14 protein-coding genes and 1 pseudogene are annotated in these 17469 nt (G+C 71.2%); 8 read left to right on the forward strand and 7 right to left on the reverse strand.

What is annotated here, in order from left to right; all coding sequences use genetic code 11:
* Positions 1–111: 111 nt before the first annotated feature.
* From ACZ3KJ_RS21675 to acnA, 5 genes are all read right to left on the reverse strand, one after another.
* Positions 112–1194, reverse strand: coding sequence for a lytic polysaccharide monooxygenase (locus ACZ3KJ_RS21675; RefSeq protein ID WP_467529167.1), 1083 nt, complete (start codon positions 1192–1194; stop codon positions 112–114).
* A gap of 302 nt (positions 1195–1496) precedes the next feature.
* Positions 1497–1712, reverse strand: coding sequence for a DUF4287 domain-containing protein (locus tag ACZ3KJ_RS21680; RefSeq protein ID WP_467529169.1), 216 nt, complete (start codon positions 1710–1712; stop codon positions 1497–1499).
* Between the two features lie 147 nt (positions 1713–1859).
* On the reverse strand, positions 1860–3287 hold the full coding sequence (locus ACZ3KJ_RS21685) for a HAMP domain-containing sensor histidine kinase (protein ID WP_467529457.1): 1428 nt from the start codon (positions 3285–3287) through the stop codon (positions 1860–1862).
* Positions 3288–3406: 119 nt separating this feature from the next.
* Positions 3407–4132: a response regulator transcription factor gene (locus tag ACZ3KJ_RS21690; RefSeq protein ID WP_467529171.1), complete on the reverse strand. Its 726-nt coding sequence runs from the start codon at positions 4130–4132 to the stop codon at positions 3407–3409.
* A 184-nt stretch (positions 4133–4316) separates the two neighbouring features.
* Complete coding sequence (gene acnA / locus ACZ3KJ_RS21695) at positions 4317–7034, reverse strand: aconitate hydratase AcnA (RefSeq protein WP_467529172.1); 2718 nt, start codon at positions 7032–7034, stop codon at positions 4317–4319.
* A gap of 641 nt (positions 7035–7675) precedes the next feature.
* Here acnA and ACZ3KJ_RS21700 point away from each other — a divergent pair.
* The gene (locus tag ACZ3KJ_RS21700; protein ID WP_467529174.1) at positions 7676–7876 is read left to right on the forward strand and encodes a DUF4236 domain-containing protein; all 201 of its coding nucleotides are present in this window, start codon (positions 7676–7678) and stop codon (positions 7874–7876) included.
* Between the two features lie 83 nt (positions 7877–7959).
* A complete protein-coding gene (locus ACZ3KJ_RS21705) occupies positions 7960–9489 on the forward strand; it encodes a helix-turn-helix domain-containing protein (protein WP_467529176.1) in 1530 nt (509 codons plus the stop codon).
* 429 nt (positions 9490–9918) lie between these two features.
* Here ACZ3KJ_RS21705 and ACZ3KJ_RS21710 read toward each other — a convergent pair whose 3' ends face one another.
* Together ACZ3KJ_RS21710 and ACZ3KJ_RS21715 are read right to left on the reverse strand one after the other, a co-directional pair.
* Positions 9919–10560 (reverse strand): superoxide dismutase, encoded by a 642-nt coding sequence (locus ACZ3KJ_RS21710; RefSeq protein WP_467529178.1) that lies wholly within the window; start codon positions 10558–10560, stop codon positions 9919–9921.
* 278 nt (positions 10561–10838) lie between these two features.
* A pseudogene (locus ACZ3KJ_RS21715) lies at positions 10839–11204 on the reverse strand (SAM-dependent methyltransferase); the annotation flags it as partial.
* Between the two features lie 134 nt (positions 11205–11338).
* Here ACZ3KJ_RS21715 and tsaD point away from each other — a divergent pair.
* From tsaD to ACZ3KJ_RS21745, 6 genes are all read left to right on the forward strand, one after another.
* On the forward strand, positions 11339–12394 hold the full coding sequence (gene tsaD / locus ACZ3KJ_RS21720) for a tRNA (adenosine(37)-N6)-threonylcarbamoyltransferase complex transferase subunit TsaD (RefSeq protein ID WP_467529180.1): 1056 nt from the start codon (positions 11339–11341) through the stop codon (positions 12392–12394).
* Positions 12394–12960: a GNAT family N-acetyltransferase gene (locus ACZ3KJ_RS21725; protein WP_467529182.1), complete on the forward strand. Its 567-nt coding sequence runs from the start codon at positions 12394–12396 to the stop codon at positions 12958–12960. The genes tsaD and ACZ3KJ_RS21725 overlap by 1 nt, the downstream gene beginning before the upstream one ends.
* Positions 12961–13388: 428 nt before the next feature.
* Complete coding sequence (locus ACZ3KJ_RS21730) at positions 13389–13961, forward strand: hypothetical protein (RefSeq protein ID WP_467529183.1); 573 nt, start codon at positions 13389–13391, stop codon at positions 13959–13961.
* Positions 13962–13984: 23 nt separating this feature from the next.
* Positions 13985–15577: an ABC transporter substrate-binding protein gene (locus tag ACZ3KJ_RS21735; protein WP_467529185.1), complete on the forward strand. Its 1593-nt coding sequence runs from the start codon at positions 13985–13987 to the stop codon at positions 15575–15577.
* A 26-nt stretch (positions 15578–15603) separates the two neighbouring features.
* Entirely contained in the window at positions 15604–16572 is a 969-nt protein-coding gene (locus tag ACZ3KJ_RS21740) for an ABC transporter permease (protein WP_467529187.1), read from the forward strand.
* Entirely contained in the window at positions 16562–17449 is an 888-nt protein-coding gene (locus ACZ3KJ_RS21745) for an ABC transporter permease (protein WP_467529189.1), read from the forward strand. Before ACZ3KJ_RS21740 ends, ACZ3KJ_RS21745 begins: the two co-directional genes overlap by 11 nt.
* Positions 17450–17469: the final 20 nt, after the last annotated feature.

A 17469-nucleotide genomic window follows, 5' to 3' on the forward strand; every position in this document is an offset into this window, starting at 1 on the left:
GCGGCTCGTGCGCCCACCGGGTCCGTGCCGGCGGCGGTCGCCGGGGCTGTGCCGGGTGCGGCCACCCGATCCGTGCCGGCGGCGGTCGCCGGTCGGCCGTGCGGTCGCCGGTCAGCCGACCCGGCAGGGAAGGGTCGTGGTGCTGTCGCCGCCGGTGCCGGAGACGACGTACCCGAAGGTCGTGCTCTGGCCCGGACTGAGCGAGCCGTTCCAGTCGGCGTTGTGGACCATCACCGCCTGGCCGTCGTAGGTGGCGTTGCCGCTCCACAGGCTGGCGACCGTCTGGCCGTCCGGCAGGGTCCAGTCGACCATCCAGCCGAGCATCGGGATGTCGCCGGAGTTGGTGACGGTCACCTGGGACTGGTAGCCGCCGGTCCAGGTGCCCGTCGTCGTGCGGGTCGCCGTGCAGGTGCCGGGCACGGGGTCGGCCGGGTCGCCCGGCTCGTGGATGCCCGTGACCTCGCCGTCGCCGCCGTCGAAGACGACGTCGGAGCAGGAGTAGAAGGTCTCCTGGCTGTCGGAGCGCTGCCAGACCATGTAGATGATGTGGCGGCCCGACTTGTTCGCCGGGAGCTGCCCGCTCCAGGAGTAGTTGGCCTCGACCGTGCCCGGGGTGCCGTTGAGCGGCGGGTGGTCGACGGTGAGGAACGGCTGGTCCTCCATGTCGTCCCAGGTGAGGGTCTGGGTCGGGTCGAAGCCGTCCTTGGTGACGTAGACGTAGAACCAGCCCGGGTGCGCGGCCCAGGCGTTGTAGGAGAAGTCGACCGTCGCGCCCGAGGTGAGGTGGGTGAGCGGCCAGTCGTCGCGGGGGGCGTCGAAGCCGGTGAAGTTGGTGTTGCCGCCGCTGCACAGCTGCCCGTCGGGCACGAAGCCGCGGGTGCGGCCGGCGCCGTCGGAGCGCAGCACCGAGAACCAGTTGTAGAACGGCGTGGTGCCGCTGACCTGCTGGGCGTTGGCGCAGGCCGGGTTGACCGGTTTGATCTCACCGGTGTCGGTCAGCCCGTCCTGCCAGCACAGGAAGGTGCGGCTGGCGGGCTTCATGGGGGTGCCGTGGGCCTCGGCCTCGCCGCCGGTGGTGACGACGATCAGGCCGAGGGCGGGGACGACGGCGAGGAGGGAGACGAGGACGAGGAGGAGGGCTCTGGTGCGTGATCCCGAGCGGGTGGTACATGTCGTGATCATGACATGGCTCATGACGGAGTCCGTCCTTCCGTGTACGGACCGGCGTGCGGGTACAGGGGGTACGGCGGCGGGGGCACCGGTGTGGCGCGGAGAGGGGGCGCCCCGGACCGGCCGGGAGGATGGGCGGAGGGGGAGCGCTCCCGGGCGGGTTCCGGTCCACCGGGATGGGAGCGCTCCCACTCCACCTGAGGCGGAAGGTAGCGCGGAAAGACGGGCTTGTAAACGGGGTGGGACGCTGCCGTTTCGGCGGTGTCGCCCCGTGCGCCGCCGTTCGACGACGCACGTCCGACGGGCTCCGCCCTCTCCTCGCGCCGCTACGCGCCGCCGGCGTCCTCGGCGAGCGTGTGCGCCACGAGCGCGTCGGCGTGGCCGTGCCCCAGGCCGTGCTCGGCCTTCAGCCAGTTCACCAGCTCCATGTGCCGGGTCAGCGGCGAGGAGCGGATCAGCTCCTTCCACTCCGCCACGGGACGGCCGTACTTCTTCTCTATCGACGGGAAGTAGCTCGCGGGGCCCTTCACGGGTGCGGTCATGGCGGTCGGGTCCTTTTCCTGGGCTGGTCGACATCCTGGGCGTGTCGACGATGTCGTCCGCTACGACCGCCCCGGCGCGGGAAAGTGATCGCCCCATCGATGTGATCTACGACATTCTCTCCGGCCGTCCGAAGTGCGTGGACGTCCTCACGGGACCGACGCCTCCGCCTCCCGCGTCGTCGCCTCCGCCTCCGTCTCCGCCACGGCCGGCAGCTCGACGACGAACTCCGTGCGCCCCGGCTCGCTGCGGACGTCGATCCGCCCGCCGTGCGCCGCGGTGATCGCGGCGGCGATGGCGAGGCCGAGGCCCGCGCCGGTGGCCGCGGTGGTGCGGGCGCGGGAGGTGTCGGCCCGGGTGAAGCGGTCGAAGACGCTCGGCAGGAGGTCCGGCGGGATGCCGGGACCGTCGTCGCGGACCCGGACGGCGCACCGGCCGTCCCGCGCGGTCACCACCGTGGTCACCCTGGTGCCCGCCGGGGTGTGCACCCGCGCGTTGGCCAGCAGGTTGGCCACCACCTGGTGGAGGCGGGCCTCGTCCCCGAGGACCAGGGGCGGGGGGTCCAGGCTCAGCTCCAGCTGCCAGTCGTGGTCGCCGCCCGCGGCCCGCGCGTCCCACACCGCCTCCGCGACCAGCGCGGCCAGGTCCACCTCGGCGGACTCCAGCGGCCGGCCCTCGTCCAGCCGGGCCAGCAGCAGCAGGTCCTCCACCAGACCGGTCATCCGCGCGGACTCGGCGGTCACCCGGCGCCAGGCCACGCCCGGCTCGATGCGGTCCGTGCCGCGGTTCATGAGTTCCGCGTACCCGGCGATGGAGGCGAGCGGGGTGCGCAGTTCATGGCTGGCGTCGGCGAGGAAGCGGCGCATGCGCTCCTCGCTGCGGCGGACCCGCTCCTCGCTGCGCTGGCGGGCGGCGAGCGAGGACTCGACGTGGTCGATCATGCGGTTGAGGGCGGCGCCGACCTGCCCGGCCTCGCTGGTCGGGTCGGTGTCCCGCTCGGGCACCCGGGTGAGGACGGCGACCTCGCCGCGGCACAGCGGCATCCGGGACACCTCGACCGCGGTGGCGGCGACCCGGCCGAGGGGGCGCAGCTGTCGTCGTATGACGAAGGCGCACACGCATCCCGCGACGGCCAGCCCGGCGAGGGCGATGACGGCCTCGACCACCGCCAGCCCGCCGATGAGGCCCTCGACCTGGTCCCTCGGCAGGCCGACGATGACCCGTACGTCGTTGTTCTCGCGGGCGGTGAGACGGTAGGTGCCCAGGCCGGGCAGGGTGCGGTTGTACAGGGCGCCGTCGGCGTGGATGCCCTCCAGGGCGGCGACCTGGGCAGCGCTGAACATCATGGGCGGGGCGTCCTGGCGGACGACGGCCGCGGACAGGATGGTGCCGTCCTCGTCGTAGCGGGCGGCGATCATCCCGAACGGCTGCCCGCTCTCCCTCAGGAAGGTGAGATCGGCCGCCAGCTCGGGGTGGAGGCACGCGCCGCCGAGGGCGCGGGCGGCGGCGTTGTCCACCCTGCCGTCGAGGTTGCCGTAGAGGAAGGCGCGCTGGGTGAAGACGGTGGTGACGGCCATCGCCGCGCACACGCCGACCAGGGTGACGACGATGAGGACCAGCAGCCGGGTGCGCAGGGAGCGGCCCGCCAGCCGCAGGCCGCGACGGCGGGCGCGGGCGGTGCCGGTCCGCGGCGGGGTCACGAGCGGGCCCCCGCCGGTCTGATGGCGTATCCGACGCCGCGCACGGTGTGGATCATCGGCGCGCGGCCCCGGTCGATCTTGCGGCGCAGGCTGGAGATGTACACCTCGACCAGGTTGCCGCCGCCGTCGAAGGAGCTGGCCCAGACGTGGTCGAGGATCTGTGCCTTGCTCAGGACCTGCCGCGGATGGTCCATCAGCAGACCGAGCAGGTCGAACTCCTTGGCGGTGAGGGAGATCCGGTCGCCGTCGCGGTGCACCTCGCGCGACTCGACGGCCACCACGAGGTCGCCGAGGACCCGGACGGAGTTGTCGGTGCGGGTCCGTTCGGCGCCGGCGCGGCGCAGCAGCCCGCGCAGCCGCACCACGACCTCCTCCAGCGAGAAGGGCTTGGTGACGTAGTCGTCGGCGCCGTTCTCCAGCCCGTCGATGCGGTGCTCCAGGGTGTCCCGCGCGGTCAGCATGAGCACCGGCAGCCCCGGGTTCTCGTGGCGCAGCCGGCGCAGGACCTGGATGCCGTCCAGGTCGGGCAGCATGCCGTCGAGGACGACGGCGTGCGGGGCGCAGCCGCGGGCCATCCGCAGCGCGCTCTGCCCGTCGGGGGCGGGGTACGGGCGCCAGCCGGCCTCGGTCACGGCCACGGAGAGGACCTCGGTGAGCGCGGGCTCGTCGTCGACGATGAGCACGCGGACGCGGCCGGTTCGGGACGGGGAGGCGGCAGTCATGTCCCGATCCTGTCCCGGCCCGCTGAGGGAACCCTGTGTTCCACCTGAGGGTAGGTGATGACCGGGGGCGAACGCGGCGAACGCCTGGAACACGGCACAGGCCGAGGGCCGCACCCCCGTCACCGGGGATGCGGCCCTCGGCCGCCTGGGGCGGGCCGCCCCGCGGGGCGGCCCGCCCGACCGCCTAGCCGCGGATCAGGTTGCGCAGCACGTACTGCATGATGCCGCCGTTGCGGTAGTAGTCGGCCTCACCGGGGGTGTCGATCCGGACCACCGCGTCGAACTCGACGCCCGTGTCGGTGGTGACCTTGACCGTGCTCGGCGTGGTGCCGTTGTTGAGTTCCTCGACGCCCGCGATGGAGAAGGTCTCCTCGCCGGTCAGGCCGAGCGAGTCGGCCGACTGGCCGGCCGGGAACTGGAGCGGCAGGACGCCCATGCCGATGAGGTTCGAGCGGTGGATGCGCTCGTACGACTCGGTGATGACGGCCTTGACGCCGAGGAGGGCCGTGCCCTTGGCCGCCCAGTCGCGGGACGAGCCGGAGCCGTACTCCTTGCCGCCCAGGATGACCAGCGGGATGCCGGCGGCCTGGTAGTTCTGCGAGGCGTCGTAGATGAACGACACCGGCGCGCCGTCCTGGGTGAAGTCGCGGGTGTAGCCGCCCTCGGTGCCCGGCGCGATCTGGTTGCGCAGGCGGATGTTGGCGAACGTGCCGCGGATCATGACCTCGTGGTTGCCTCGGCGGGAGCCGTAGGAGTTGAAGTCACGACGCTCCACACCGTGCTCGGTGAGGTACTTGCCGGCCGGGGTGTCGGCCTTGATGGCGCCGGCCGGGGAGATGTGGTCGGTGGTGACCGAGTCGCCCAGCTTGGCGAGGACACGGGCGCCCGTGATGTCGGAGACCGGGGTGGTCTCCATCGTCATGCCCTCGAAGTACGGGGGCTTGCGGACGTAGGTCGACTCCGGGTCCCACTCGAAGGTGTCGCCGGTCGGGATCGACAGGGACTGCCACTGGGCGTCACCCGCGAAGACGTCCTGGTAGGACTTGCTGAACATGTCCTCGCCGATGGCGTTCGCCACGACGTCGTTGACCTCGGCCTCGGAGGGCCAGATGTCCTTCAGGTAGACCGGGTTGCCGTCGGTGTCGGTGCCCAGGGCGTCCTTGGTGATGTCCACCTTCATGGAGCCCGCGATGGCGTACGCGACGACCAGCGGCGGGGACGCCAGGTAGTTCATCTTGACGTCGGGGTTGATGCGGCCCTCGAAGTTCCGGTTGCCGGAGAGGACCGAGGTGACCGCGAGGTCGTGGTCGTTGACGGCCTTGGAGACCTCCTCCGGCAGCGGGCCGGAGTTGCCGATGCAGGTGGTGCAGCCGTAGCCGACGAGGTTGAAGCCGACCTTGTCGAGGTACGGGGTCAGGCCCGCCTTGTCGAAGTAGTCGGTGACGACCTTCGAACCCGGGGCGAGGGTGGTCTTGACCCACGGCTTGCGGGTCAGGCCCTTCTCCACGGCCTTCTTCGCGACGAGCGCGGCGGCGACCATGACGTACGGGTTGGAGGTGTTGGTGCAGGAGGTGATGGCCGCGACCGTGACCGCGCCGTGGTCGATCTCGTACGTCGAGCCGTCGGGGGCGGTGACGGTGACCGGGTTCGACGGGGCGCCGTTGGGCGCGACGGCCGGGGCGTCGGAGGCCGGGAAGGACTCCTGGCCCGCCTCGTCGACGACGTCGACGTAGTTGCGGACGTCCAGCTTGAACTGCTCGGCGGCGTTCGCGAGGACGATGCGGTCCTGCGGGCGCTTCGGGCCGGCGATCGACGGGACGACGGTGGACAGGTCCAGCTCGAGCTTCTCGGAGAAGTCCGGCTCGGCCTTCGGGTCCAGCCAGAGGCCCTGCTCCTTGGCGTACGCCTCGACGAGCGCGACCTGCTGCTCGGAGCGGCCGGTGAGCTTGAGGTAGTTCAGGGTCTCGTCGTCGATCGGGAAGATCGCGGCGGTGGAGCCGAACTCCGGCGACATGTTGCCGATGGTGGCGCGGTTGGCGAGCGAGGTGGCGGCCACGCCCTCGCCGTAGAACTCGACGAACTTGCCGACGACGCCGTGCTTGCGCAGCATCTCGGTGATCGTGAGCACCAGGTCGGTGGCGGTGGTGCCGGTGGGCAGCTCGCCGGTCAGCTTGAAGCCGACGACGCGCGGGATGAGCATGGAGACCGGCTGGCCGAGCATCGCGGCCTCGGCCTCGATGCCGCCGACGCCCCAGCCGAGGACGCCGAGGCCGTTGACCATGGTGGTGTGCGAGTCGGTGCCGACCAGGGTGTCGGGGTAGGCCTGGCCGTTGCGGACCATGACCGTGCGCGCCAGGTGCTCGATGTTCACCTGGTGGACGATGCCGGTGCCGGGCGGTACGACCTTGAAGTCGTCGAAGGCGGTCTGGCCCCAGCGCAGGAACTGGTAGCGCTCCTTGTTGCGGCCGTACTCCAGCTCGACGTTCTGCGCGAAGGCGTCGTGGGTGCCGAACTTGTCGGCGATGACGGAGTGGTCGATGACCATCTCGGCCGGCGAGAGCGGGTTGACCTTCGCCGGGTCGCCGCCGAGCGCCTTGACGGCCTCGCGCATGGTGGCGAGATCGACGACACAGGGCACGCCGGTGAAGTCCTGCATGATCACGCGGGCCGGGGTGAACTGGATCTCCTGGCTGGGCTGGGCCTGCGCGTCCCAGTTGCCGAGGGCGCGGATGTGGTCGGCGGTGATGTTCGCGCCGTCCTCCGTGCGGAGCAGGTTCTCCAGCAGGACCTTGAGGCTGTACGGCAGCCGGGCCGAGCCCTCCACCTTGTCCAGCCGGAAGATCTCGTACGACTCGTCGCCCACCTGCAGCGTGCTGCGGGCGTCGAAGCTGTTCGCCGACACGACAGTCTCCTTCATTGATGTGCGCGTACCACCGCACCCTGCCGCCACGCGGGCTTGGCCAATCCGCTAAGGTCAGGCTAAGTTAGGTAACCCTTACTGCGGTGGCGGCTGCGGTGCGCCTCGGCAGATATCTCGATGTCGAGATAACTCTAGTACATGGGGGCTGGTTGGTCATGCCCGGGTTCCCCGTGGCGCCGACCACAGACCCGTCGCGAGCAGGCGGCGAGGAGGCGGCTCGGGCACCGGCGTCGGGGCCGGTCGACCGCCGGGTGGTCACCGCGCTCGCGGGGCGGGCCGCGGGCGCACAGGCCACGCCCCCTGCGCCGGGCTCGTCGCCGACGACACCGAGGCCGGCCGAGTGATCACCCCGCGCACCCGGCACACCCGCGCACCCCGTGCGCCCCGCGCACCCCGCAGACGCCACCCGGCATCCCGCGACCCCCAGGAGAACGCCACGACCCCCTCCCCCCGGTCGGCGCGCTGCACCACACCCGGACACCCGGACATCCGGGCACCCCGGCATCCGGGCACCCGCTCAAGTGCCGTACCGCAAACGCCAGGTGAGGATCCGCCATGTCCCGCCATGGCCGGGGTAGACGAAGGGCGAGGCACGGTCCCACGGTCCACAGAAGGAGGTTCCGATGCCCCTCACCTTCCGCAAGAGCTTCCGCATCCTGCCGGGCGTGCGGCTGAACATCAACCGGCGGTCGTGGTCCATCACGACCGGTGGCGGCTCGCACGGCCCGCGCCACACCCACAGCAGCACCGGACGCCGTACGACGTCGGTGGATCTGCCCGGCCCCTTCGGGTGGCGTCGCACGCGGACGGCCAAGCGCCACTGACGGTCCGTCACCGTCGCCGCCGCCGTCACCCGAATGGCCCCCCGGAAGAGGCGTGATCTCATATCTGAGATAACCTCAGCCTCATGGCAGACGACTACCTCGTACGCATCGGCAGGCTCATCCGTGACGCCCGGCAACACCGTGGCTGGACACAGGCGCAGCTGGCCGAGGCGCTCGGAACCAGCCAGAGCGCCGTCAACCGCATCGAGCGCGGCAACCAGAACATCAGCCTTGAGATGATCGCGCGGATCGGTGAGGCCCTCGACAGCGAGATCGTCTCGCTCGGGTACGCGGGACCGATGCATCTGCGTGTCGTGGGCCGACGGCGGCTGTCCGGTGCCATCGACGTCAAGACCAGCAAGAACGCGTGCGTGGCCCTGCTGTGCGGCGCCCTGCTCAACCAGGGGCGCACGGTGCTGCGCCGGGTCGCCCGCATCGAGGAGGTCTACCGCCTGCTGGAGGTGCTGAACTCGATCGGCGTCCGGACGCGGTGGATCAACGACGGCGTCGACCTGGAGATCGTGCCGCCGGCCGAGCTGGACATGGGGGCGATCGACGCCGAGGCCGCCGTCCGCACCCGCTCCATCATCATGTTCTTCGGCCCGCTGCTGCACCGCATGGACGCCTTCAAGCTGCCGTACGCCGGCGGCTGCGACCTCGGGACGCGGACCATCGAGCCGCACATGATCGCGCTGCGCCGGTTCGGGCTGGAGATCGCCGCGACGGAGGGGCAGTACCACGCCCAGGTCGACCGTGCCGTCCGCCCGGAGCGCCCGATCGTGCTGACCGAGCGCGGCGACACGGTCACCGAGAACGCCCTGCTGGCCGCCGCCCGCCACGACGGCGTCACGGTCATCCGCAACGCCTCCTCCAACTACATGGTCCAGGACCTGTGCTTCTTCCTGGAGGCGCTCGGCGTCAAGGTCGAGGGCATCGGCACCACCACCCTCACCGTGCACGGCGTGCCGCACATCGACGTCGACGTCGACTACTCCCCCTCCGAGGACCCGGTCGAGGCGATGAGCCTGCTCGCCGCCGCCGTGGTCACCGAGTCCGAGCTGACCGTGCGCCGGGTGCCGATCGAGTTCCTGGAGATCGAGCTGGCCGTGCTGGAGGAGATGGGCCTCGACCACGACCGCACGCCCGAGTACGTCGCCGACAACGGCCGCACCCGCCTGGTGGACCTCACCGTCCGGCCCTCCAAGCTGGAGGCGCCCATCGACAAGATCCACCCGATGCCGTTCCCCGGCCTGAACATCGACAACGTCCCCTTCTTCGCGGCCATCGCCGCCGTCGCCCAGGGCAAGACCCTCATCCACGACTGGGTCTACGACAACCGCGCCATCTACCTGACGGACCTCAACCGCCTCGGCGGCCGCCTCCAGCTCCTCGACCCGCACCGCGTCCTGGTGGAGGGCCCGACCCGCTGGCGCGCCGCCGAGATGATGTGCCCGCCGGCCCTGCGCCCCGCGGTCGTCGTCCTGCTGGCGATGATGGCGGCGGAGGGCACGTCCGTGCTGCGCAACGTGTACGTCATCAACCGGGGCTACGAGGACCTGGCCGAGCGGCTGAACTCGGTGGGGGCGCAGATCGAGATCTTCCGGGACATCTGAAGGTTCTAAGAAAAAGTATCACGAAACCCCTCCTGGCCTGCAGAAATTCAAGTCAGGAGGGAACGTGTGGGCGCCTTCGGCACTTTCTGCGGCCCGGGCCTCGCTACGCGCCCCGGCTCACTCCTGCTGCAACCCGTCGACTTCCGCACGAGGGTGCCCTCGCCGCGCTGTCCGTCCTCATGTCACTCGGTCGCATCCGACTCGACGACGGTTGCGAGGTGTTGGGCTTCCAGCGCGACGCGTACGCCGCGGCCGCGGGAACCGACCTCACTCACCACGGTGACCGGCTTGCCCACTTGGCCATGAGCTGACACAACGAAAGGGCTCCCGCAGGTCACGTCCCTGCGGGAGCCCTTCGTTGTGCCGCCTGCAAGTGAAGGTTGAGAAGACGATCACGAGCAGGACGTCTGTGCCGACGCGGTCACAGCGTCACGGGGCGAGCAGCAGGCTGTCGCCGCGCTCCTTGGCGGCGGCGAAACGCCTGGCCACGTCCTGCCAGTTGACGACCGCCCACATGGCGTCGATGAAGTCGACCTTCTGGTTCTTGTACTGCAGATAGAAGGCGTGCTCCCAGGCGTCGAAGACCAGGATCGGGGTTGAGCCCTGGCCGACATTGCCCTGGTGGTCGTAGACCTGCTCGACGATCAGGCGCCCGCTGAGCGGCTCGTAGGCGAGGACGCCCCAGCCGGAACCCTGAGTGGTGGCGGACGCCTTCGTGAGCTGCGCCTTGAAACCCGCGAAGGAGCCGAAGGACTCGGTGATCGCGTCCGCCAGGTCGCCGACACCATCGGCGGCCAGGGGCTCGCCGCCGCCCTCGCCGGTCATGTTGTGCCAGTAGATCGAGTGCAGGATGTGCCCGGAGAGATGGAACGCCAGGTTCTTCTCCAGACCGTTGATCGAGCCCCACGACTCCTTGTCCCGCGCCTCCGCGAGCTGCTCCAGCGTGTCGTTCGCACCCTTCACGTACGCCGCGTGGTGCTTGTCGTGGTGCAGCTCGATGATCTCCGGGCTGATCACCGGGGCGAGCGCCGAGTAGTCGTACGGGAGCTCCGGGAGCGTGTAAACCGCCATGTCCAACGTCCTCCGACATAATTGCCACTCATGTGCAACTGCACGCTAGCAGCAAGAGATGCGCGCCGCCGATCAGGCGTTGGTCCTAGGACCGTGTGCCGTGTCGTGGCGGGTACGGGATGCGGCATTTCGCGTGGCGTGGGGAGGTGAGCGGGGTGGCGCGGGGGACGCGGGGCGTCATGGCGGCGTTGCCCGAGGCCCGTGCACTGTTGCAGCGGCACGGGCTGCGCTGCACGCCGGGCGGCTGCAGATCGTCGCGTTGTTCGCCGCTTCGGCGGCGCGCAAGCGTGGGAGACGGAGGAGGGGTGCGGCAGGACCTGCACGGCACCGGCGCCGAGGACCTCGGTGAGGGCGCGCCCGATGCCGTAGAACATGGGGTCTCCGCCGGCCAGTACGGCAATCCTGCGGCCGGTGTGCGCGGCGAGGAGGCCGGGAACCGCTGGCCGCAGGGGTGAGGGCCAGCAGATCCGTTCCCCCGTGCACGGCGGCGGGAGCAGGTCCAGTTGACGGGGGCCGCCGATGAGGACCTCGGCATCGAGCAGCGCGGTGCGGGAGGCGTCCGGGATGCCCCTCCAGCCGTCGGCTCCGATCCCGACGACGGTCACGGTGGCGGGAGGGACGGGTCGGACGGGGGCACTGCTCACTACCTCGGAGTTCGGGGGCCAACGGACACGCACTCCACGGGCAGTGACCTGCACACCCCTGAAGGGGTACACACGGCCGCCCAACCTATTGCACACTACTTGCAATAACTTTTTTAGTGCAGGAAGGGTGGGCGATGGGATCTCCGATCGTGCTCGGCATCGAGTCGTCCTGCGACGAGACCGGTGCCGGGCTGGTCCGCGACGGGCGGCTGCTGGGACGACATGCGGTGGCGTCGGGCATGGACGAACACGCACGGTTCGGCGGGGTCGTGCCCGAGATCGCCTCCCGGGCGCACCTGCACGCGCTGCGCCCGGTGATCCGGCAGGCGCTGGACCAGGCCGGTCTGGCACTGTCCGACGTCGGCGCCGTGGCCGTCACCACCGGGCCGGGACTGTCGGGTGCGCTCCAGGTCGGCCTGGCCGGGGCGAAGGGGATCGCCTACGCGCTGGGTGTGCCGCTGCACGGCGTCCACCACCTCGCCGGTCACGTGGCCGCCGACACCCTGGAGCACGGCCCGCTCCCGGATGCGTGCATGGTGCGGATCGTCTCCGGCGGACACACCTCCCTCCTCCTCGTCCGCGACCTGGCCCTCGATCCGATCACCCATCTCGGCGACACCCTCGACGACGCCGCCGGGAAGCGCTTCGACAAGGTCGCCCGGGTCTTCGGGCTGCCGTATCCCGGCGGTCCGGCCATCGACCGGGCAGCGCGCGCGGGGGATCCGCACGCTGTCTCCTTCCCGCGTCCCCTGCCGGGCTCGTACGACTTCTCCTTCTCCGGGCTGAAGACGGCAACCGCCCGCTGGGCCGAGGGCCACGCCGGCCGGGAGCTGCCCGTGGCCGACGGGGCGGCCTCGCTCCAGGAGGCGGTCGCCGACGTGCTGACCCGCAAGGCGGTCGCGGCCTGCGCCGAGTACGGCGTGGGGACCCTGGTCGTGGTGGGCGGGGTCGCCGCGAACTCCCGGGTGCGGTCGCTGGCCGAGGAGCGCTGCCGGGCCGCGGGCATCGAACCGCGGGTTCCGCCGCTCAAGCTGTGCACGGACAACGGCGCGATGATCGCCGCCGTCGGCGACCTCCTCGTACGGGCCGGAGCCGGACCCGCCCCCCTGGACGTGTCGATCGACCCGTCGGCGCCCCTGGAGTACGCGGCCCTGCATCCCGTCGCGGCGGCCGGGGCGGTGGCGGCCTGATGGACATCCAGATCTTCAAGGACGGCGGGATCCGCGCCCACGCCGTCGCCCTGCACGACGTCTACGTCGACGCCTTCTGCGCCCCGCCCTGGAACGAGGACGAGGAGAAGGCCATTGAGTTCCTCGGGCGGCTCCCGACGAACGTACAGCGTCCCGGCTTCACCGCCGCGCTCGCCTTCGATGGCCAGGACCTCCTCGGCTTCGCCACGGCCTGGACCACCCTCGCCCCCTTCCCCACCGACCGCTGCTATCCCCAGGCCGTCGCCGGTCTCGGCATCGACCGCACGATGAAATGGCTGTGCGGGGCCCGCGAGATCGACGAACTCGCCGTCCGGCCGAAGGCCCGAGGCACCGGCCTCGCCGCCGAACTCCTCGAAGCAGTCACCGAGGACGCCCCCGATGGCCGCTCCTGGCTGCTCACCTCCGTCCAGTCGGGCCGGGCGATGTCCTTCTACCGCCGTCAGGGGTGGACACAGGCCACCCACCCCTCCCCCGAAGGCAAGGGCATCGTCGTCTTCCTCGGACCGCGCCACCCCGCCCGCGCCCTGGCCCCCCAACCTCTGTAACCCGGAGCCGCACCTTGAGCACCGCCGAGCTCCGCCGCCACTTCCTCGCCGAGCGTGGCCGCCCCTTCTCCGCCGACGGGGCGCCGCCCGCACCCGCCGCCCTACCGGGAGAAGTCCGATCATGGCTGTTGAGAACGGCCCCGGGACCCGGCATTCCGACGTCGGGGCCCGGCATCCCGACTTCGGCCGTCCGATCCGGGACGAAGCGACCGACACCGTGGTCTGTCATGTGCGCGCGGGCCTTCCGATCGCTCGGGGCCCCTGTCCGTGTCCAGGACATGACGGCGGCGGAGTACCGCCGGGACTTCGGTCCGCTGCGCACCCGGGCGCTCAGCGCGCGCTCCCTCTCCCTGCAACAGTCCCGCACCCGCTCCGCCGGATAGCAGGCGTCGGCAGAGACCCGGACGCGCTTCGCGGCGGGCCGGGTGATGGCCCGCTCCGGCGAGCTGCCCCGCAGACGCTGGAACACCGCAGCACCGCGCCGACCGGACTCGGGGGAGCTACGGCGTGCGCGGCGGGAAAACCTGGACGCGGGCCGCCGCACCCAGACCCGCGCCGCGGGCGAACGCACGGCCGCCGCACTGCGGGCCCAGGGGTTCACCGACCTCGGGCAGGCGCTGCGGACCGTGTACGCCGACCAGCAGCACAGCGCCGAGGACACGGCCCGCATCCTCGCCCTCGGCAAGAACCGGGTGCGGCGGCTGCTGACCGAGTACGGCATCCCCATCCGCCCGAGCGGGCTGAACTCCGCCGCCGGCCGGCGCTCACGCGTGCAGCACAACGACCGTGCCGCCGCCGAACGCGTCGGCGCCCTGGACATCACGGCGTGGCTGCGCGAGCGGACGGCCGAGGGCGCCACGCTCCGGGAGCCGGCGGCGGCAGAAGAGGTCGGGGCGTTCAAGCCCGCGCGATGCCCCCGGAGGATCCCGGGCGAGAACCGGACTGACGCCCGACGACCTTGGGTAGCCCTGTTGTCGCAAACAAGTCGCAACAACTGCTGAATAGCAACAAGGGTGTGAGGCTGATGACGACCCGTCGGATACGAGGTGCCGCCGTCACGGCGGCGATGGTCACCGGGCTCGCCGCCTGCTCGGCGCCCAGCAGCGGCAATGACGACGGTGACAGCAAGGCCGCCGACTCCGTCGTGATCGGGGTCGCTTCCGAACCGGACACCCTCAGCCCGCTGCTCGGCTACGGCAAGGACGGCAACTCCAAGATCTTCGACGGACTCCTCGCCCGCGACGCCGCCCTGAAGCTGAGACCGGCCCTGGCGAAGGCCCTCCCCGAGGTGGCCGCCGACGGGCTCACCTACACCTACACCCTGCGCGACGACGTTCAGTTCAGCGACGGAGAGCCGCTCACCTCAGCCGACGTGGTCTTCACGTACGACACGATCCTCGACGCGAAGACCAACAACACCGCCCGCAGCGAGTTGGACGCCATCAAGGACGTGCGTGCGGACGGCGACGACAAGGTGGTCTTCACCCTCAAGTACCCCTACGCGCCGTTCGCCGGGCGCACGGTCCTGCCCATCGTCCCCGAGCACGTCGCCGGCAAGCAGGACCCCAACACCGGCTCCTTCAACACCAAGCCGGTCGGCACCGGCCCGTACATCCTCTCCGCCTGGAGCAAGGGCGAGAAGCTCACCTTCAAGGCCAACCCGCAGTACTGGGGCGGCGTACCGAAGGTGAAGACGTTCACCATGGCCGTCATCGCGGACGACAACGTACGCGCCACCCGGCTGCGCTCCGGCGACCTCGACGGCGCGATCCTCCCGCCCAACCTCGCCGCCACCTTCAAGAATGACAACGGGCTGAAGACGTACGACGCGAAGTCCTACGACTTCCGCACCGTCACCCTCCCCCAGGAGAACAAGGTCACCGCCGACCGCGCCATCCGGCAGGCGCTCGACGCCGCCGTGGACCGCAAGGCGATGGTCGCCAAGATCCTCGACGGGGCGGGACGGCCCGCGTACGGGCCGCTGCCTGTCGACGACCCGTGGTTCGCCCAGGGCATCGAGCGTGACCAGGACCTCGCCAAGGCCCGACGAATCCTCGACGAAGCGGGCTGGAAGGCCGAAGGGGGCGGCATCCGCGCCAAGGACGGCAGGCGGGCGGCCTTCACGCTCCTCTACCCCTCGGGCGACAAGGTCCGCCAGGACCACGCCCTCGCCTACGCCTCCGACGCCAAGAAGGCCGGCATCGACGTGAAGGTCGAGAGCGCCACCTGGGAGGTCATCGAGCCCCGCATGAAGAACGACGCCGTCCTCGCCGGCTTCGGCAGCACCGGCGACCCCGACTTCGGCCTCTACACACTGCTGCACTCCTCCCTCGCAGGCGACGGCTTCAACAACATGGCCCGCTACGACAACCCGAAGGTCGACCAGGCCCTCGACACCGGCCGCCGCAGCCGTGACCAGTCCGTCCGCAAGACCGCCTACGACACACTGCAGCGCGCCCTGGTCGAGGACCCCGGCTACACGTTCCTCACCCACATCGACCACCTCTACGTCCTCGCCGACCGCTGGGCCGGGCTGACCACCCAGCTCGAACCGCACGAGCACGGCTTCGCCAGCGGCCCCTGGTGGAACATCGAGGACTGGCAGCCCGAGAAGTGACCGCCGTATCCATGCCCTGGGGAGCGATGGCACGTCTGGCGGGGCGGCGGCTGCTGTTCGCCGCCCCCGTCCTCCTCGTCGTCACCTTCGGCGTGTTCGCCATCGCCGCCGCCTCCCCCTTCGACCCCGTCAGGGCGTACGCCGGCACGGCCGCACTCGGCGCCGACCAGCAGACCCTGGACCGGCTGCGCGACAACCTCGGCGTGGACCAGCCCGTCATCACCCGCTGGTGGCACTGGCTGACCTCCGCGCTCGGCGGAGACCTCGGCCAGTCCAGCGTGCTGCGCCAGCCGGTCTCGCAGGTGATCGGCGAGCGCCTGCTGTGGTCCTCGCTGCTGTGCGCGGTCGCGTTCGTGGTCGCCGTGCTGACCGGCACCCTGCTGGGAGTGCTGGCCGCCCGGCGGCCGGGCTCGTGGCTGGACCGGGGCGTCACCTCGCTCGCCTACGCTCTGGAAGCCGCACCGGTCTTCTGGATCGCGCTGCTCGCCGTCTGGCTCTTCGCCCTGCAGTTGGATCTGCTCCCCGCTGGCGGTCTGACGGACACCGCCAGCGAACAGGTCACGCCAGGGCAGGTGGCAAGCCACCTCGTCCTGCCCGCCGGAGTACTGGCCGTCTCCCAACTCCCCTGGTTCACCCTCTACGTACGCCAAGGGGTCACCGACGCACTGGCTGAGGACCCCGTGCGCGGCGCCCGCGCCCGGGGCCTGAGCGAGCGCACCGTCCTGTTCGGCCACGCGCTGCGCTCCGGACTGCTCCCGGTACTGACACTGATCGGCTCCCGCGTCCCCGAACTCATCACCGGCGCCCTGCTGGTGGAGACCGTCTTCAGCTGGCCGGGTATCGCGGCGGCCACGGTCGAGGCGGCCACCGCCGTCGACTTCCCCCTCCTCGCCGCCCTCACCACACTCGCCACCGCCGCCGTCCTGCTCGGCAACCTGCTCGCCGACCTGCTCTACGGCCTGTTCGACCCGAGGGTGAAGTTCAGTGACATGTGACTCCCCGGCGCCCGACCCGGCCGTCTGGCGGTCCTACGGGACGAAACGCCGCTCCACCCGGACCGTACGGGTGCGCACCTCCGCCGCCCTGGTCGCCGCGACCGTCCTCGCCGTACTCCTCGTGCCGCCCCTGGTCCAGCTCGACCAGCAGGCCGTCGATCTCGCCGCCGAACTCCAACCACCGTCCTGGACCCACCCGTTCGGCACCGACGACGTCGGCCGGGACCTGCTCCTGCGCTGCGTCTACGGACTGCGGGTCTCCCTCCTCGTCGGCGCGGCCGCGGCCCTCACCGCGACCGTGATCGGCACGGCCGTCGGAGCCGCCGCCGGAGCCTTGGGCGGCTGGGCCGACCGCGCCCTCATGCGGGTGGTCGACACCGTCTCCTCAGTCCCCCACCTGCTGCTCGGCATCTTCATCGTGGCGATGTTCCGGCCAGGTGTCTGGCCGGTGGTCGTCTCGGTCGCCCTCACCCACTGGCTGTCGACCGCCCGGATCGTCCGCGCCGAGGTCCTCTCCCTGCGATCCCGCCCGTACATCGACGCCGCCGTCTCCGGCGGGGCATCCCGGTGGCGGGTGGCGGTACGGCACCTGCTGCCCGGAGTGCTGCCCCAGGCCGCGCTCGCCGCCGTGCTGATGGTGCCGCACGCCATGTGGCACGAATCAGCGCTGTCCTTCCTCGGACTGGGCCTGCCCACCCACATGGCCAGCCTCGGCAACCTCGTCCAGAGCGCCCGCGGCTCACTGCTCGCCGGACAGTGGTGGCCGACCCTCTTCCCCGGCCTCTTCATCATCGTCCCCACCCTCGCCATCGCCGGCCTCGCCGGAGCCTGGCGGGAACGGATCAACCCCCGCCGCCGATCGGAGCTGATGCTGTGACCCAGCCACCCCCGATCCTC

The organism is Streptomyces sp. NPDC003248 (genome assembly GCF_055563235.1).

What these genes read in the sequence shown, in the direction of transcription:
- ACZ3KJ_RS21710 (WP_467529178.1), bottom strand. Translation starts at nt 10,560, where the DNA reads ATGGCGGTTTACACGCTCCCGGAGCTCCCGTACGACTACTCGGCGCTC.
- ACZ3KJ_RS21690 (WP_467529171.1), bottom strand. Translation starts at nt 4,132, where the DNA reads ATGACTGCCGCCTCCCCGTCCCGAACCGGCCGCGTCCGCGTGCTCATC.
- ACZ3KJ_RS21730 (WP_467529183.1), top strand. Translation starts at nt 13,389, where the DNA reads ATGGCCCGCTCCGGCGAGCTGCCCCGCAGACGCTGGAACACCGCAGCA.
- ACZ3KJ_RS21700 (WP_467529174.1), top strand. Translation starts at nt 7,676, where the DNA reads ATGCCCCTCACCTTCCGCAAGAGCTTCCGCATCCTGCCGGGCGTGCGG.
- ACZ3KJ_RS21675 (WP_467529167.1), bottom strand. Translation starts at nt 1,194, where the DNA reads ATGAGCCATGTCATGATCACGACATGTACCACCCGCTCGGGATCACGC.
- ACZ3KJ_RS21740 (WP_467529187.1), top strand. Translation starts at nt 15,604, where the DNA reads ATGGCACGTCTGGCGGGGCGGCGGCTGCTGTTCGCCGCCCCCGTCCTC.
- ACZ3KJ_RS21705 (WP_467529176.1), top strand. Translation starts at nt 7,960, where the DNA reads ATGGCAGACGACTACCTCGTACGCATCGGCAGGCTCATCCGTGACGCC.
- ACZ3KJ_RS21685 (WP_467529457.1), bottom strand. Translation starts at nt 3,287, where the DNA reads ATGGCCGTCACCACCGTCTTCACCCAGCGCGCCTTCCTCTACGGCAAC.
- ACZ3KJ_RS21725 (WP_467529182.1), top strand. Translation starts at nt 12,394, where the DNA reads ATGGACATCCAGATCTTCAAGGACGGCGGGATCCGCGCCCACGCCGTC.
- ACZ3KJ_RS21680 (WP_467529169.1), bottom strand. Translation starts at nt 1,712, where the DNA reads ATGACCGCACCCGTGAAGGGCCCCGCGAGCTACTTCCCGTCGATAGAG.
- tsaD (WP_467529180.1), top strand. Translation starts at nt 11,339, where the DNA reads ATGGGATCTCCGATCGTGCTCGGCATCGAGTCGTCCTGCGACGAGACC.
- ACZ3KJ_RS21735 (WP_467529185.1), top strand. Translation starts at nt 13,985, where the DNA reads ATGACGACCCGTCGGATACGAGGTGCCGCCGTCACGGCGGCGATGGTC.